Origin of the sequence: Pseudomonas sp. SF2, from assembly GCF_036858055.1 — a bacterium.
GTDB lineage: Bacteria > Pseudomonadota > Gammaproteobacteria > Pseudomonadales > Pseudomonadaceae > Aquipseudomonas.
On the sequence record NZ_JAMBDI010000025.1, the window covers coordinates 92,695 to 105,871 of the forward strand.

Annotated in this window: 15 protein-coding genes; 6 read left to right on the plus strand and 9 right to left on the minus strand. The window is 64.4% G+C overall.

The window, feature by feature from the left end; genetic code table 11:
• Positions 1-4 precede the first annotated feature (4 nt).
• Positions 5-784 (plus strand): ferredoxin-NADP reductase, encoded by a 780-nt coding sequence (gene fpr, locus M2S36_RS16265; protein WP_003252381.1) that lies wholly within the window; start codon positions 5-7, stop codon positions 782-784.
• 187 nt (positions 785-971) lie between these two features.
• Here the strand turns inward: fpr and M2S36_RS16270 are convergent, their stop codons facing one another.
• Both M2S36_RS16270 and M2S36_RS16275 read right to left on the minus strand, forming a co-directional pair.
• On the minus strand, positions 972-1,466 hold the full coding sequence (locus tag M2S36_RS16270; RefSeq protein WP_085602071.1) for a SprT family zinc-dependent metalloprotease: 495 nt from the start codon (positions 1,464-1,466) through the stop codon (positions 972-974).
• Positions 1,467-1,594: 128 nt separating this feature from the next.
• A complete protein-coding gene (locus M2S36_RS16275; RefSeq protein WP_087501431.1) occupies positions 1,595-2,194 on the minus strand; it encodes a Yip1 family protein in 600 nt (199 codons plus the stop codon).
• Between the two features lie 262 nt (positions 2,195-2,456).
• On the opposite strand from M2S36_RS16275, the gene ttcA reads away from it, so the two are divergent.
• Both ttcA and M2S36_RS16285 read left to right on the plus strand, forming a co-directional pair.
• Positions 2,457-3,281, plus strand: a complete 825-nt coding sequence (ttcA, locus tag M2S36_RS16280) for a tRNA 2-thiocytidine(32) synthetase TtcA (RefSeq protein WP_012270926.1) — start codon at positions 2,457-2,459, stop codon at positions 3,279-3,281.
• 4 nt (positions 3,282-3,285) lie between these two features.
• Positions 3,286-3,957 carry a DNA-3-methyladenine glycosylase I gene (locus M2S36_RS16285; protein WP_233693952.1) on the plus strand — a complete coding sequence of 224 codons (672 nt, stop codon included), beginning with the start codon at positions 3,286-3,288 and terminating at the stop codon, positions 3,955-3,957.
• 102 nt (positions 3,958-4,059) lie between these two features.
• Here the strand turns inward: M2S36_RS16285 and M2S36_RS16290 are convergent, their stop codons facing one another.
• The 3 genes from M2S36_RS16290 to arsC are packed head-to-tail and all read right to left on the minus strand — an operon-like array spanning position 4,060 to position 5,421.
• Positions 4,060-4,473, minus strand: coding sequence for a DUF2069 domain-containing protein (locus tag M2S36_RS16290; protein WP_207829369.1), 414 nt, complete (start codon positions 4,471-4,473; stop codon positions 4,060-4,062).
• Positions 4,466-5,071 carry an NAD(P)H:quinone oxidoreductase gene (wrbA, locus tag M2S36_RS16295; protein ID WP_063911533.1) on the minus strand — a complete coding sequence of 202 codons (606 nt, stop codon included), beginning with the start codon at positions 5,069-5,071 and terminating at the stop codon, positions 4,466-4,468. The genes M2S36_RS16290 and wrbA overlap by 8 nt, the downstream gene beginning before the upstream one ends.
• Complete coding sequence (gene arsC / locus M2S36_RS16300) at positions 5,068-5,421, minus strand: arsenate reductase (glutaredoxin) (protein WP_333957471.1); 354 nt, start codon at positions 5,419-5,421, stop codon at positions 5,068-5,070. Before arsC ends, wrbA begins: the two co-directional genes overlap by 4 nt.
• Positions 5,422-5,506: 85 nt before the next feature.
• On the opposite strand from arsC, the gene M2S36_RS16305 reads away from it, so the two are divergent.
• On the plus strand, positions 5,507-5,971 hold the full coding sequence (locus M2S36_RS16305) for a TlpA disulfide reductase family protein (protein WP_063911535.1): 465 nt from the start codon (positions 5,507-5,509) through the stop codon (positions 5,969-5,971).
• Positions 5,972-6,006: 35 nt separating this feature from the next.
• On the opposite strand, the gene M2S36_RS16310 is transcribed toward M2S36_RS16305, so the two are convergent.
• The 4 genes from M2S36_RS16310 to M2S36_RS16325 form a co-directional block, all read right to left on the minus strand.
• Positions 6,007-6,411, minus strand: a complete 405-nt coding sequence (locus tag M2S36_RS16310) for an META domain-containing protein (protein WP_207829367.1) — start codon at positions 6,409-6,411, stop codon at positions 6,007-6,009.
• The gene (locus M2S36_RS16315) at positions 6,408-6,845 is read right to left on the minus strand and encodes a hypothetical protein (protein ID WP_004375491.1); all 438 of its coding nucleotides are present in this window, start codon (positions 6,843-6,845) and stop codon (positions 6,408-6,410) included. The genes M2S36_RS16310 and M2S36_RS16315 overlap by 4 nt, the downstream gene beginning before the upstream one ends.
• A 31-nt stretch (positions 6,846-6,876) precedes the next feature.
• Entirely contained in the window at positions 6,877-7,866 is a 990-nt protein-coding gene (locus M2S36_RS16320) for a 2-hydroxyacid dehydrogenase (RefSeq protein ID WP_233693953.1), read from the minus strand.
• 136 nt (positions 7,867-8,002) lie between these two features.
• A complete protein-coding gene (locus tag M2S36_RS16325; RefSeq protein ID WP_207829362.1) occupies positions 8,003-10,759 on the minus strand; it encodes a response regulator in 2,757 nt (918 codons plus the stop codon).
• A 193-nt stretch (positions 10,760-10,952) separates the two neighbouring features.
• Here M2S36_RS16325 and M2S36_RS16330 point away from each other — a divergent pair, with 193 nt between their 5' ends.
• Entirely contained in the window at positions 10,953-11,672 is a 720-nt protein-coding gene (locus M2S36_RS16330; RefSeq protein ID WP_333957472.1) for a response regulator transcription factor, read from the plus strand.
• A gap of 3 nt (positions 11,673-11,675) precedes the next feature.
• Positions 11,676-13,067: a sensor histidine kinase gene (locus tag M2S36_RS16335; protein WP_233693954.1), complete on the plus strand. Its 1,392-nt coding sequence runs from the start codon at positions 11,676-11,678 to the stop codon at positions 13,065-13,067.
• Positions 13,068-13,177: the final 110 nt, after the last annotated feature.

Genomic DNA, 13,177 nt, shown 5'->3' on the forward strand with positions numbered 1-13,177 from the left:
TTAGATGAGCAACATGAACCACGAACGTGTCCTCAGTGTTCACCACTGGAACGACACCCTGTTCAGCTTCAAGTGCACCCGTGACCCGGGCCTGCGCTTCGAGAACGGTCAGTTCGTGATGATCGGCCTGCAACAGGACAACGGCCGTCCGCTCATGCGCGCCTATTCCATCGCGTCGCCAAACTGGGAAGAGCATCTGGAGTTCTTCAGCATCAAGGTGCCGGACGGCCCGCTGACCTCGCAGCTGCAGCACCTGAAGGAAGGCGACGAGATCATCATCAGCAAGAAGCCTACCGGTACCCTGGTGCTCGACGACCTGAACCCGGGCAAGCACCTGTACCTGCTGAGCACCGGTACTGGCCTGGCGCCGTTCATGAGTGTCATCCAGGACCCGGAAACCTACGAGCGCTTCGAGAAAGTGATCCTGGTGCACGGTGTGCGCTACGTGAACGAAGTGGCCTACCGCGAGTTCATCACCGAGCACCTGCCGCAGAACGAATTCTTCGGTGAGTCGGTTCGCGACAAGCTGATCTACTACCCGACCGTAACCCGCGAACCGTTCGAGAACCAGGGCCGCCTGACCGACCTGATGCGCAGCGGCAAGCTGTTCAGCGACATCGGCCTGCCACCGATCAACCCGCAGGACGACCGCGCGATGATCTGCGGCAGCCCGAGCATGCTCGACGAGACCAGCGAAGTGCTGGACAGCTTCGGCCTGAAGATCTCCCCGCGTATGCGTGAGCCGGGTGATTACCTGATCGAGCGTGCATTCGTCGAGAAGTAAGGCACAGGCTGAGGCAAAGAAGGCGACCCTTGGGTCGCCTTTCTTGTGCCTGTGAGTCATGTATCGCCAGCACCGGCCTCTTCGCGGGTAAACCCGCTCCCACAGGGGTACCACTGACCTCAGGGCTTGAGATATCCCTGTGGGAGCGGGTTTACCCGCGAAGAGGCCGGAACAGGCAAGGCACAATCTACTCGACGCGCGTCTCGCCGCTATACACCAATATTTCCCGACACCGCTTGCACAGGTAGCGCCGCCCCTGGCGCACCAGCTTGTGCCGCTGGGCGGTAAACGGGAAGTCGCTCTGCGGGCACGGGCAACGGTAGATGTAGCGAGTGGCCACGCGCCGTTGCACTTCGTAGTTGTGGCAACGGTTGGGCGGCAGTTCATACACCCCGCGCATGATCAGCTGCCACTCCTCGCCGTGGGCCTGGATACGGTCGCCGAACAGCTGGTGGGCCACCAGATGCGCCACTTCATGGGCCACGGTCTGGCGCAGGAAGTCTTCCTGGTTTTCGCGGTAAAGCTGCAGGTTGAAGCGCAGCAGGTTCTCGTGCAGGTGGGCGACACCGGCTTTTTGCCCGCGCAGCTTGAAGCTGACTTCCGGGCGCGGGAAGGGGCGTTTGAAGAAGGTTTCGGCTTGCTGGTAACAGGTTTCGACGCGTTGTCTGAGCAGCTCGGGCATGGCGGGGTGGTTCTCCTGACCGGGCATTATGCCGCAACCCCGGGCAGCCTGCGAGCCACTGGTCAGCACAGCCAGAGGCCGCCTTGCGGCGGCCTCAGGTTGATGCCCCAGTGTTGGTCGAGTCTGTTCTAGTTGGTGTAGACGGGCCCCACGCCCAGTCCCCAGATGATCACTGTGGCGGCCATGATCGCCACCAGTACCACAAGGCCCACCGCCAGCACCGAGCTGGAGAACAGGAAGCCTTCGTCGGACGGTATGTTCATGAACGTCGGCAAGCCGACGTACAGCAGGTACACCGTGTAGCAGATGGCGGCGGTGCCAACCAGCATGCCCAGCCACAGGTGTGGGTACAGCGCCGCCAGGCCGCCGATGAACAACGGGGTGGCGGTGTAGGTGGCAAAGGCGATGCACTGTGCCATGGATGGGTTGGCATCGTAGGTGCGGGCCATCCAGTGGATGAACGCCCCCATTACCGCCACCCCGGCAAGCATCGCCAGGTACGACATGATGCTCATCCAGATGGCGCTTTCCATGGTCAGCATCACCGCTGGCCGGTCGCCGATCACCCAGCCGACCTGGGTGGTACCGATGAACGCCGAAACGGCGGGGATCGCAGCCAGGATCAGGGTGTGCGTCAGGTACATGTGGCTGATGGTTTCTTCTTCGCCACGAATTTCCCGCCATTCCTGGTCGGGATGGGTAAACAGCCCCACAACGTGATGAATCATGCCGGTCACTCCTCTCAATGTTGCCAAACGCCCCCCAGATGGAGCGCAAGCGGCCCGAGGCCCGAACACCGATGCAAGCGGTAATGTGGCCTTATGTCGCAGTATAGGAAGCCGTTACCCGCATAAACCACGCTTTTTAGAGCAAATTGCGCTGTAAGGCGAGCTGCTGATTACATTGAAGTCTTTATCGGAATGCCTACAGCGGCGCCGCGTTTGTGCGTAAAATAGCCGGCTTTTGTCACACCTCGCGGATCCAAGCGCTATGGGCACCCTCTCGGTCAACCAGAACAAACTGCAAAAACGCCTGCGTCGTCTCGCCGGCGAAGCCATCACCGACTACAACATGATCGAGGATGGCGACAAGGTCATGGTCTGCCTGTCCGGCGGCAAGGACAGCTACACCATGCTCGACGTTCTGTTGCACCTGCAGAAGGTGGCACCGATCAAGTTCGAGATCGTCGCGGTGAACATGGACCAGAAGCAGCCGGGGTTCCCCGAGCATGTGCTGCCGGCCTACCTGAAGGAACTGGGCGTCGAGTACCACATCGTCGAGAAGGACACCTACTCGGTGGTCAAGGAACTGGTCCCTGAGGGCAAGACCACCTGCTCGCTGTGTTCGCGCCTGCGCCGTGGCACCCTTTACACCTTCGCCGACGAAATCGGTGCGACCAAGATGGCGCTTGGCCATCACCGCGACGATATCGTCGAAACCTTCTTCCTCAACATGTTCTTCAATGGCGCGCTCAAGGGCATGCCGCCGAAGCTGCGCGCCGACGATGGCCGCAACGTGGTGATCCGCCCGCTGGCCTACTGCAGCGAGAAGGATATCCAGGCCTACTCGGACATGAAGGAATTCCCGATCATCCCGTGCAACCTGTGCGGTTCGCAGGAAAACCTGCAGCGCCAGGTGGTCAAGGACATGCTGGTGGAGTGGGAGCGCAAGCACCCGGGCCGTACCGAGAGCATCTTCCGCGCCTTGCAGAACGTGGCACCGTCGCAGCTGGCCGACCGCAACCTGTTCGACTTCACCAGCCTGAAGATCGACGAAAACGCCACCCCGCGTTTCCTTGACGTGCTGAACATCTGAGCCCATGCGCGATTACCAGTGGCTGCATGAGTACTGCCTGAACCGCTTCGGCTCGGCCCAGGCCCTGGAGGCCTTCCTGCCGCAGCCGCGCACGCCGGCGCAACTGCGCGATATCAGCGACGACCGCTACCTGTCGACCCTGGCCCTGCGGGTGTTCCGCGCCGGGCTCAAGCACAGCCTGGTGGATGCCAAGTGGCCGGCGTTCGAGCAGGTGTTCTTCGGCTTCGACCCGCAGAAGGTGGTGCTGATGGGCGCCGAGCACCTCGAGCGGCTGATGCACGACGAGCGCATCATCCGCCACCTGGGCAAGCTCAAGAGCGTGCCGCGCAATGCACAGATGGTCCTTGACGTGGCGAAGGAGAAGGGCAGTTTTGGTGCCTTCATCGCCGACTGGCCGGTGACCGATATCGTCGGTTTGTGGAAGTACCTGGCCAGGCACGGCAACCAGCTGGGCGGCTTGTCTGCACCGCGCTTCTTGCGCATGGTCGGCAAGGATACGTTCATCCCTACCGATGACATGGCGGCGGCGCTTATTGCGCAGAAGGTGATCGACAAGCCGCCGACCAGCCAGCGGGATCTGGCCTTGGTGCAGCAGGCGTTCAACCAGTGGCATGCAGAAAGTGGGCGACCGCTGTGCCAGTTGTCGGTGATGCTGGCGCATACCGTCAACCATTGAGATTTGTGTCGACCTCTTCGCGGGCATGCCCGCTCCCACAGGTACAGCGCAGGCCTCAAGTGTGGCGCGATCCCTGTGGGGGCGGGCAAGCCCGCGAAGAATCTAACTGCCTTCGCCCGCCATGCGCCGCTCATGCTGGAACTTCCAGCGTACATACAGCAGCCCGGCAATGAACAGCCCCAGGCTTACCAGCACTTCAACCCAGCCAAACAGTGCCCGCGCCGGGTCGAACGCCGCCAGCACGCCTTTGATGAAATAGATATTCACCACGAAGCAGGTCCAGGCATGAGCCCGGGCGCTGCCCGTCAGCATGCCCGGCAGCAACAGCAGCAAGGGTACCAGTTCGATCGCCAGGATCACCTCGACCCGTGCCCCGTGCAGGTTGGCGAACCACAGGTTGTTCACCACCAGCAGGGCGATCAGGCCGAAGAAGAACGCCAGGCTCAACGCCCGCGTCAGGCGCAGGCGCGGTGCCAGCCACTCCAGCGCCGGCAATACCTTGGGCTTCTTAGCCACGTGCTGCCTCCAGGGCCTTGGCGGTGGTCGCCAGGCGTTGGCCAAGGGCGCGGCACAGGGCTATCTCGTGCTGGTCGAGCTCGCGCTTGCCATCGGCGCCAGCATGATGGCTGGCGCCATACGGTGTGCCGCCGCCACGGGTCTCGAGCAATGCCGATTCGCTGTACGGCAGGCCCATCACCAGCATGCCGTGGTGCATCAGCGGCAGCATCATCGACAACAGGGTGGTTTCCTGGCCGCCGTGCAGGCTGGCGGTGGAGGTGAATACGCCCGCCGGCTTGCCGACCAGTTCACCGCCCAGCCACAGGCTGCTGGTGCCATCCAGGAAGTACTTGAGCGGCGCCGCCATGTTGCCGAAGCGGGTCGGGCTGCCCAGTACCAGGCCGGCGCAGTGGCGCAGGTCGTCCAGGGTGGCGTACAGCGCGCCACTGGCCGGGATGTCCGGGGCTACCGCTTCGCACTCGGTGGAAATCGCCGGCACGGTGCGCAGGCGGGCCTCCATGCCGGCCAGCTCGATGCCGCGGGCGATGTGCCGGGCCATCTCGCTGGTCGAACCATGGCGGCTATAGTACAGCACCAGGATGTAGGGCTGGTTCACGGCAGGATCTCCAGGACTTTCTCGGGCGGGCGGCCGACCACGGCCTTGTCACCGGCGACCAGGATCGGCCGTTCGATCAGCTTGGGGTACCGGGCCATGGCCTCGATCAGTTGTGCGTCGGTCAGCGCCGGGTCGGCCAGGTTCAGTTCCTTGTACTCGTCCTCGCCGGTACGCAGCAGCTGGCGCGGGGCGATGCCCAGCTTGCCGAGCAGGGCCTTGAGGGTGGCGGCGTCGGGCGGGGTTTCCAGGTAACGCACGATGGTCGGCGCCAGGCCGCGAGCCTCGAGCAGTTCCAGGGCGCCGCGGGATTTCGAGCAGCGCGGGTTATGATAGAGCGTGAGGTCGGTCATGTCGGGTCGCATCCAGCAGGGTGTGGCGGCTATTCTAACCGCAGCGACTGACCAATTTGCTTTAAAACTCGAGAAGGATTGACCCATGGCAAGGCGTCTGGCAGCAGTACTGGCCATCACCGCGAGCTTGTTGCTCGGTGGTTGCGGTGCCGATTATGGCGTGGACCAACACGGTAATACGGTTAAGGCCGAGCAGATCGACGGGCACTGGCTGGTGCTTAACTACTGGGCCGAATGGTGCGGGCCGTGCCGTACCGAAATCCCTGAACTGAACGCGGCAGCCAAGCAGTGGGCGGCCGACGGTATCAAGGTGGTGGGGGTGAACTTCGATGGCTTGCAGGGGCAGGAGCTGAAACAGGCTGCCGAAACCCTGGGTATCGCTTTCACCGTATTGGCGCAGGACCCGGCCGAGCGCTATGACCTGCCGCGCAGCGAGGCGCTACCGGTGACCTACATCATCGATGACAAGGGCAAGGTGCGGGAACAGCTGATGGGCGAGCAGACCCGGGAAGGGCTACAGGCGAGGATCAAGGCCCTGAAGGGCGCCTGATGCATTTTGGGGCCGCAAAGCGGCCCCGGCAATATTCAGCCTTCCTCAGGCCAGAAGCGCAGCGGCTTGCCTTCGGCCGGCCAGAAACGCATCTGCTCGATAGGCGACACATCCCAGCGCTGTACCGTTTCCAGCGTCTGCAGGAAGCGCTTCTCCTGCTCCATCAACGCCGGTGCGCACAGCTTGCGGGTCTTGCCGACCTTGCCGAAGCTCAGGTGCTCGCCGTCCAGTGTGTACGGCGCAAACCAGTGGTTGCAGCCGCCATTGCCATAGGCACGGCCATCGCTGGCAAGGGTAAGGGTCAGGTGGCTGTAGTCGATCAGCGGCCGTTCGCCGATCCACTCCAGCACGTAGCTGCGCTCCTGCTGCAGTTTGGGAGGTTCCGCGGCGCAGCCGAGCAGGCCGGTGGCAATCAGCACGCCGGTCAGCAGATTCTTCACTCGGCGCTCTCCTGGCAACGCGGGCACAGGTGCTTCTCGCCACGGCTGGCCCAGCCCAGCTCGGCAACGCGCGCGCTGGCGGCCGGCTGGCGGGCTTTCTTGCCCAGCTTGGCGTCTACCGCGAACTCGAAGTCCAGCACGGCGTCGCAGCTGTCGCAGGCGACCTGCCAGGTGAGGATTTCCAGTTCGTTGAACACCGGGCCGCTGGCCACGGCAACCCACTGGCCGCGCGGGTTGATCAGGTGACGCACGCTCTCCACTGTCAGGCGCATGGACAAGTCCTTGCTGCCCTTGAGGGTGACCAGCAGGGTGTCGCCTTTGTGCATCGAACCGCCATTGCCGGTGACCTGGTAACGGCCCGGCACCAGTGCACGGCACTCGATCAGGGTGTGTTGCGGGTTGAAAAGGGTGTAGCGGAAATCGTGCTCGACCATGGGTCCTCCAGAAATGCCGCGTATCCTAGCACTAACCCGTCACCAGATTCTGTGGATTGCCTGCCGCCCAGCAGTTGATGTTGTCCAGCGTGGTCGCGGCGATGGCATCCAGTGCCTCGCGGGTAAGGAAAGCCTGGTGGGCGGTGATGATCACGTTGGGGAAGGTCAGCAGGCGGGCCAGTACGTCGTCCTGCAGCGGCAGGTCGGAGCGGTCCTCGAAGAACAGCTGGGCTTCTTCTTCGTAGACGTCCAGGCCCAGGTAGCCGAGCTGGCCGCTCTTCAGCGCGTCGATCAGCGCCGGGGTGTCGACCAGCGCGCCGCGGCCAGTGTTGATCAGCATGGCGCCGGGCTGCAGCTGGGCCAGGCTTTGCGCATTGATCAGGTGCCGGGTGTGCTCGGTCAGCGGGCAGTGCAGGCTGATGACGCGGGCTTCGCGCAGCAACTCGGGCAATGGCAGGTAGCGCGCGCCCAGGGCCAGCAGCTCGGGGTTGGGGTAGGGGTCATAGGCCAGCAACTGGCAGCCGAAACCGGCCATGATGCGGGCGAAGGCGGTGCCGATCTGGCCGGTACCGACCACGCCGACGGTCTTGCCGTGCAGGTCGAAGCCGGTCAGACCGTGCAGGGTGAAGTCACCCTCGCGGGTGCGGTTGTAGGCCCGGTGCAGGCGCCGGTTGAGGGCCAGGATCAGCGCCACGGCGTGCTCGGCCACGGCGTGTGGCGAGTAGGCCGGCACCCGCACTACGGTCAGGCCCAGGCGCCGGGCGGCGGCCAGGTCGACATGGTTGTAGCCTGCCGAGCGCAGGGCGACCAGGCGCGTACCGCCTGCGGCCAGGCGTTGCAGCACCTGGGCGTCGAGTTCGTCATTGATGAAGGCGCAGACCACCTCGTAGCCATCGGCCAGGGCAGCGGTATCGAGGGTCAGGCGGGCGGGCTGGAAGTGCAGGTCCAGGGTGGTGCCGCTGGCGGCTCGGGTGAAGCTTTCCTGGTCGTAGTGCTGGCTGCTGAACAACAGGGCGCGCATGGTGGGTTCCTTTTTCCACTGCAGGAGGTACAGCATACCTTGAATATGGCGCGGGCCACTGTGGGAGCGGGCGTGCCCGCGAAGAAGACTTCGCGGTGGATGGCACGGGCTTCGCCCGCTCCCACAGGGAACTGTGTCAGGCGCTCAATCTGGCCTGCGCCGCCAAGCGATTGATTGCCGCATCCAGTTCATCCAGCGCCTGCTGTGCCTGCGGGTTCTCCTGCTTGAGCAAGGTTTCGCTGCGCTGGCAGGCGGCCCGCAACTGCGGTACGCCGCAATAACGCGAGGCGCCGTTCAGGCGGTGCACCTGCTCGATCAGGCTGCTGCGGTCGTCGGCCTCGCGGGCGGCGCGTATGGCTTGGCGGTCGGCCTCCAGCGAGGTCAGCAGCATGCTCAGCATGTCGGCCGCCAGGTCCGCCTTGCCAGCGGCCAGGCGCAGCCCTTCCTCGGGGTCAAGCACCTTCAGTTCTTCGCCGTTGGCCAGTTGTTCGCCCAGCCGCTCCTGCTGCGGTGCTCCCAGGCTCAGGCCGGTCCATTTCATCACCACCTGGGCCAACTGCCGCTCGCTGATCGGCTTGGTCAGGTAGTCGTCCATGCCACCGTGCAGCAATGCGCGTTTCTCGTTGGCCATGGCGTGGGCGGTGAGGGCGACGATCGGCAGCGGGTTGCCGCTTTGGGTGTTTTCCCACAGGCGGATCTGCTCGGTGCAGGCGCGGCCGTCCATGCCGGGCATCTGCACATCCATCAGCACCAGGTCGAACGGCTCGCTCTGCACCGCCTGCACCGCCGCATAGCCGTTATCGACCGCCAGCACCTCGGCGCCCAGGTCTTCGAGCAGGGTCTGCACCAGCAGCAGGTTGGCGGCGTTGTCGTCGACGCAGAGGATTTTCGGCTGGCGCTGGCCGTTGACGCTGTTCGCCTCGCCATGCGGGCGGCGCGGTTGCACCAGTTCCAGCAACAGGCGGCGCAGTTTGCGTGTGCAGGTCGGCTTGGACAGCAATTGGCCATGGCCGTTGGGCAGGTAAGGGTGGTACAGCGCCTGCTCGGTGGTCGGGCACAGCACCACACACTGGCAATGGTAGCGTTCGAGCTGCTGGTGGTAATGGCCCAGTTGCTCGGGTGACAGGTTGCCCAGGTTGGCCCCGAGCACGGCGAACTCGAACGGCTGGCCGGCCTGGCTGGCGGCCTGCACGCCCTGCAGCAACTGGTCGTAGGAGGCGAACAGGCTGACGCTGAGGCCGCAGTCTTCCAGTTGGTGTTCCAGTGCCTGGCGCGCCAGTTCGTGGCCATCGACGATGGCCGCGCGTCGGCCCAGCAGCGGTTGCAGCGGCATCTCCTCGACACCGTCGTGGGCCTTGGGCAGGTTGAGGCTGATCCAGAACTGCGAACCCTCGCCCGGGGTGCTGTCGACGCCGATTTCGCCGCCCATCTGCTCGATCAGGCGCTTGGAAATCACCAGCCCCAGGCCAGTGCCGCCAGGTTGGCGGGCCAGCGAGTTGTCGGCCTGGCTGAAGGCCTGGAACAGGGTACGCACATCTTGCGGCGACAGGCCGATGCCGGTGTCCTGCACGCTGATGCGCAGCTGCGCGCTGTCTTCGTGCTCGTCGTCGAGCATGGCGCGCACGACGATGGTGCCTTCGCGGGTGAACTTGATGGCGTTGCTGACCAGGTTGGTAAGGATCTGCTTGAGCCGCAACGGGTCGCCGATCAGCGACGACGGAGTATCGCGGTAGATCAGGCTGAGCAGCTCCAGCTGCTTGGCGTGGGCGGCCGGGGCGAGGATGGTCAGGGTGTCCTGGATCAGGTCGCGCAGGTTGAACGGGATGCTGTCGAGCACCAGCTTGCCGGCCTCGATCTTGGAGAAGTCGAGGATCTCGTTGATGATCCCCAGCAGGTTGTCGGCGGACTTCTCGATGGTGCTCAGGTAGTCCAGCTGGCGCGGGGTCAGCTCGCTTTTCTGCAGCAGGTGGGTAAAACCGAGGATGCCGTTGAGCGGGGTGCGGATTTCGTGGCTCATGTTGGCCAGGAATTCCGACTTGATGCGGCTGGCCTCCAGGGCCTCCTTGCGCGCCATGTCCAGCTCGATGTTCTGGATCTCGATGGTTTCCAGGTTCTGGCGCACATCCTCGGTGGCCTGGTCGATGCTGTGCTGCAGCTCTTCGTGGGCGTTGTGCAGGGTTTCGGCCATGCGGTTGATACCGCGCGCCAGTTCGTCCAGCTCATGGCTGCCCATGGCCGGTAAGCGTTCTTCGAGGTGGCCGTCCTTTAGCTGGTTGACCGCGTGCTTGATGCGCTTGATAGGGTCGTTGATGGTGCGGCTCATGCGCAGTGCCAGCAGGCCGCTGAGCACCAGGCAGGCAAGGATCAGCAGCAGGCTGGTGAACAGGTTGCGGTAGCCGCGCAGCAGCGTGCCGTCGTGGGACAGCTCGATCTCGACCCAGCCCAGCAGGCGTTCGGCTTCGGCCGGCACGGCATCGGTGGCCAGGTCGCGGTGGTGGCCGAATACCGGCATCAGGTAGCGGGTGGCGTCATTGCCGCTGCGTTGCAACAGCTGGGTGCCGGTGCCGCCGCTGGGCGGCTCGTTGAGCATGCTCGGGCCGGCGTGGGCCAGGCGCGTGCGGTCCGGGCCCAGGAAGGCGACGGCGCGCACATCGGCCTGCTCCAGGGTTTGCGCGGCAATGCGCTCCAGCTGCGCCGGTGCCAGTTTGGCCATGGCGGGCGCGGCCAGCGGCGCCAGTTGCTCGGCGATCATCTTGCCGCGTTGTAGCAGCTGGGTGCGCAGGTCGTTCTGTTGCAGCCAGGTGAAGTAACTACCCAGCACCACGGCCATCAGGCCGGCCGGCAGCAGGGCCAGCAGCAGGACCCGGCTGCGAATTCCCAAGCGATCGAGCACACTCGCCTCCTGTCATGTGCCTGGACGCCGTCAAGCGATGACGGCCAAGCCGGGAAGTTACTCCGCCTGCCGTGCTATTGCACCTTTTAAGTACATGTTTTGCGCCCTTGCAGGGGCATTGGTCGCAGGGCGGTTGCCTGGCAGGCGCTGCATGCTCAATAATTGCGTAATTGAGAATGTATGGCAGTTGCCAATGAATCCTGTATCTATTCACAGCTCCAATATTCTTGCCATCGAGGATGACCCGGTCCTGGGTGCCTACCTGCACGAAGAGTTGCAGCGCGGCGGTTTCCGGGTGACCTGGTGCCGCAATGGCCTGGAGGGCCTGGAAACGGCAGGGCGCCAGGCTTTCGATGTAGTGCTCCTGGACATCCTGCTGCCCGGGCTCAACGGTCTGGATGCCTTGGCACAGTTGCGCAAGCGCAGCGCCACGCCGGTGATCCTGATGTCGGCGCTGGGCGCCGAGGCCGACCGCATCAGCGGTTTCCAGCGCGGTGCCGACGACTACCTGCCCAAGCCGTTCAGCATGGCCGAGCTGCAGGTGCGCATCGAGGCTATCCTGCGCCGCGTGGCCCTCGAGCGGCGCCATCAAGCCCCGCAGGTGCAGGCCGCCAATGGTGAGTTGCAATATGACGAGACGCTGTGCGACGTGCGCCTGGATGGCCGCCTGGCCGGCCTGACCCCCAGCGAATACCGCCTGCTCGATATCCTCAACCGCAACCTCGACGAAGTGCTGAGCAAGCCGTTCCTTTACCAGCAAGTGCTGCAGCGAGGCTATTCGCGGCATGACCGCAGCCTGGACATGCACGTCAGCCAGATACGCCGCAAGCTCAAGGGTATCGGCTATCACGAGCGGCAGATTCGTACCGTGTGGGGCAAAGGTTACGTGCTCAGCGCCAGCGAGGCGGAGTAACCCATGCTCGACCGCCACTCGCTGTTCTGGAAGCTGGCGATCCTGCTGGTGGGCTTTTGCCTGCTGATGATCGGCCTCAGTTACACCTGGGGCCGGCACATGGAGACCCAGAATGCCTTCCTCTCGGAGCCTGCGCGGCAGGCCTTGCGTGGCTATGCCGCCGAAGCCGAGCAGGCCTGGCGCAGTGGTGGGCGGGCAGGGCTGGACCGCTGGGTGGCGGCGATGCACCAGCGCGAACGCGGCTGGATTGGTGTGCTCGACCTCAACCTGCGGCCGCTTGACAGCGCCAGCGTCGGCCCACAGACCATGCAGCGGCTGACCCGCCTGCGCGGTGTCGACTGGCCGATGAGCCGGCGCAGCGTCGAGCAGCCGTGGCTGCGCATACCGTTCCCGGGGGCACCGGAGCAGGGCATGCTGGTGATCGAGCTGCCGCAGCGCTTCAACCCCGGCCAGTACCGGGTGCTGTGGCGTATCGTCACCAACGGCATCATCCCCGGTCTGTTCACCCTGCTGTTGTGCGTGGGGCTGTACCGCATGCTGATCGTGCCGTTGAACCAGTTGCGCGAGCAGGCCAATGCCTGGCGCGCCGACCAGTTGTCCGCTCGCCTCGACCCACGCACCATCGCCCGGCATGACGAGCTGGGCGAACTGGCCCGTGCCTTCGACCAGATGGCCGAGCGGCTGCAGGGCACGGTAGCCATGCAGCAGCAGTTGCTGCGTGACCTGTCTCACGAAATGCGGACGCCACTCAGTCGGCTGCGGGTGGCCTGCGATGGCGAAACCGACCTGCAGCGCCTGCGCGAACGCCTGACACGGGAGGTGGACTGCATGCAGCAACTGGTCGAGGATACCCTGCAACTGGCCTGGCAGGATGCCGAACGTGCGCCGATGAACCTGGAGCCGATCGAGGTGCAGGCGCTGTGGGAGCTGCTGGCCGAGAATGCCAGCTACGAAAGCGGCTGGGCACCGGCGCGGCTGCGCTGCGAAGTGCCGGCCGACTGCTGGGTGCAGGGCAACCTCAACCACCTGGCCCAGGCGCTGGAGAACATGTTGCGCAATGCCATTCGTCACTCGCCGGCCGAGGGTGTGGTGCGCCTTGGTGGGCAGCGTGAGGGCAGTTATTGGTGGCTGTGGCTGGAGGATGAGGGCGGAGGTGTGGCCGAAGAAGACCTGGAGCGGATTTTTGCACCGTTCTCGCGGCTGGACGGTTCGCGCCCAGGGGATGGCGGTTTCGGTCTGGGGCTGAGCATCGCCCGCAGTGCCATCCAGCGCCAGGGTGGCACCTTGTGGGCGCAGAATGGCAAGCGCGGGCTGCGACTGTGGATGCGCTTGCCATTACATGTGCCGGCCCCTTCGCGGGTGAACCCGCTCCCACAGGTTCATCACTACTCTTGAGGCCAGTGGAGTCCCTGTGGGATCGGGTTCACCCGCGAAAGGGCCGGTACAGGCTATCGATATAGCTTGTAGCTATATCCACCACAGATTGCGTGATATGGCGACGAAGG

Coding starts and splice junctions, on each gene's coding strand:
- fpr (WP_003252381.1), top strand. CDS start 5: ATGAGCAACATGAACCACGAACGTGTCCTCAGTGTTCACCACTGGAAC.
- M2S36_RS16270 (WP_085602071.1), bottom strand. CDS start 1,466: ATGCCCGAGCTGCTCAGACAACGCGTCGAAACCTGTTACCAGCAAGCC.
- M2S36_RS16275 (WP_087501431.1), bottom strand. CDS start 2,194: ATGATTCATCACGTTGTGGGGCTGTTTACCCATCCCGACCAGGAATGG.
- ttcA (WP_012270926.1), top strand. CDS start 2,457: ATGGGCACCCTCTCGGTCAACCAGAACAAACTGCAAAAACGCCTGCGT.
- M2S36_RS16285 (WP_233693952.1), top strand. CDS start 3,286: ATGCGCGATTACCAGTGGCTGCATGAGTACTGCCTGAACCGCTTCGGC.
- arsC (WP_333957471.1), bottom strand. CDS start 5,421: ATGACCGACCTCACGCTCTATCATAACCCGCGCTGCTCGAAATCCCGC.
- M2S36_RS16305 (WP_063911535.1), top strand. CDS start 5,507: ATGGCAAGGCGTCTGGCAGCAGTACTGGCCATCACCGCGAGCTTGTTG.
- M2S36_RS16315 (WP_004375491.1), bottom strand. CDS start 6,845: ATGGTCGAGCACGATTTCCGCTACACCCTTTTCAACCCGCAACACACC.
- M2S36_RS16320 (WP_233693953.1), bottom strand. CDS start 7,866: ATGCGCGCCCTGTTGTTCAGCAGCCAGCACTACGACCAGGAAAGCTTC.
- M2S36_RS16330 (WP_333957472.1), top strand. CDS start 10,953: ATGAATCCTGTATCTATTCACAGCTCCAATATTCTTGCCATCGAGGAT.
- M2S36_RS16335 (WP_233693954.1), top strand. CDS start 11,676: ATGCTCGACCGCCACTCGCTGTTCTGGAAGCTGGCGATCCTGCTGGTG.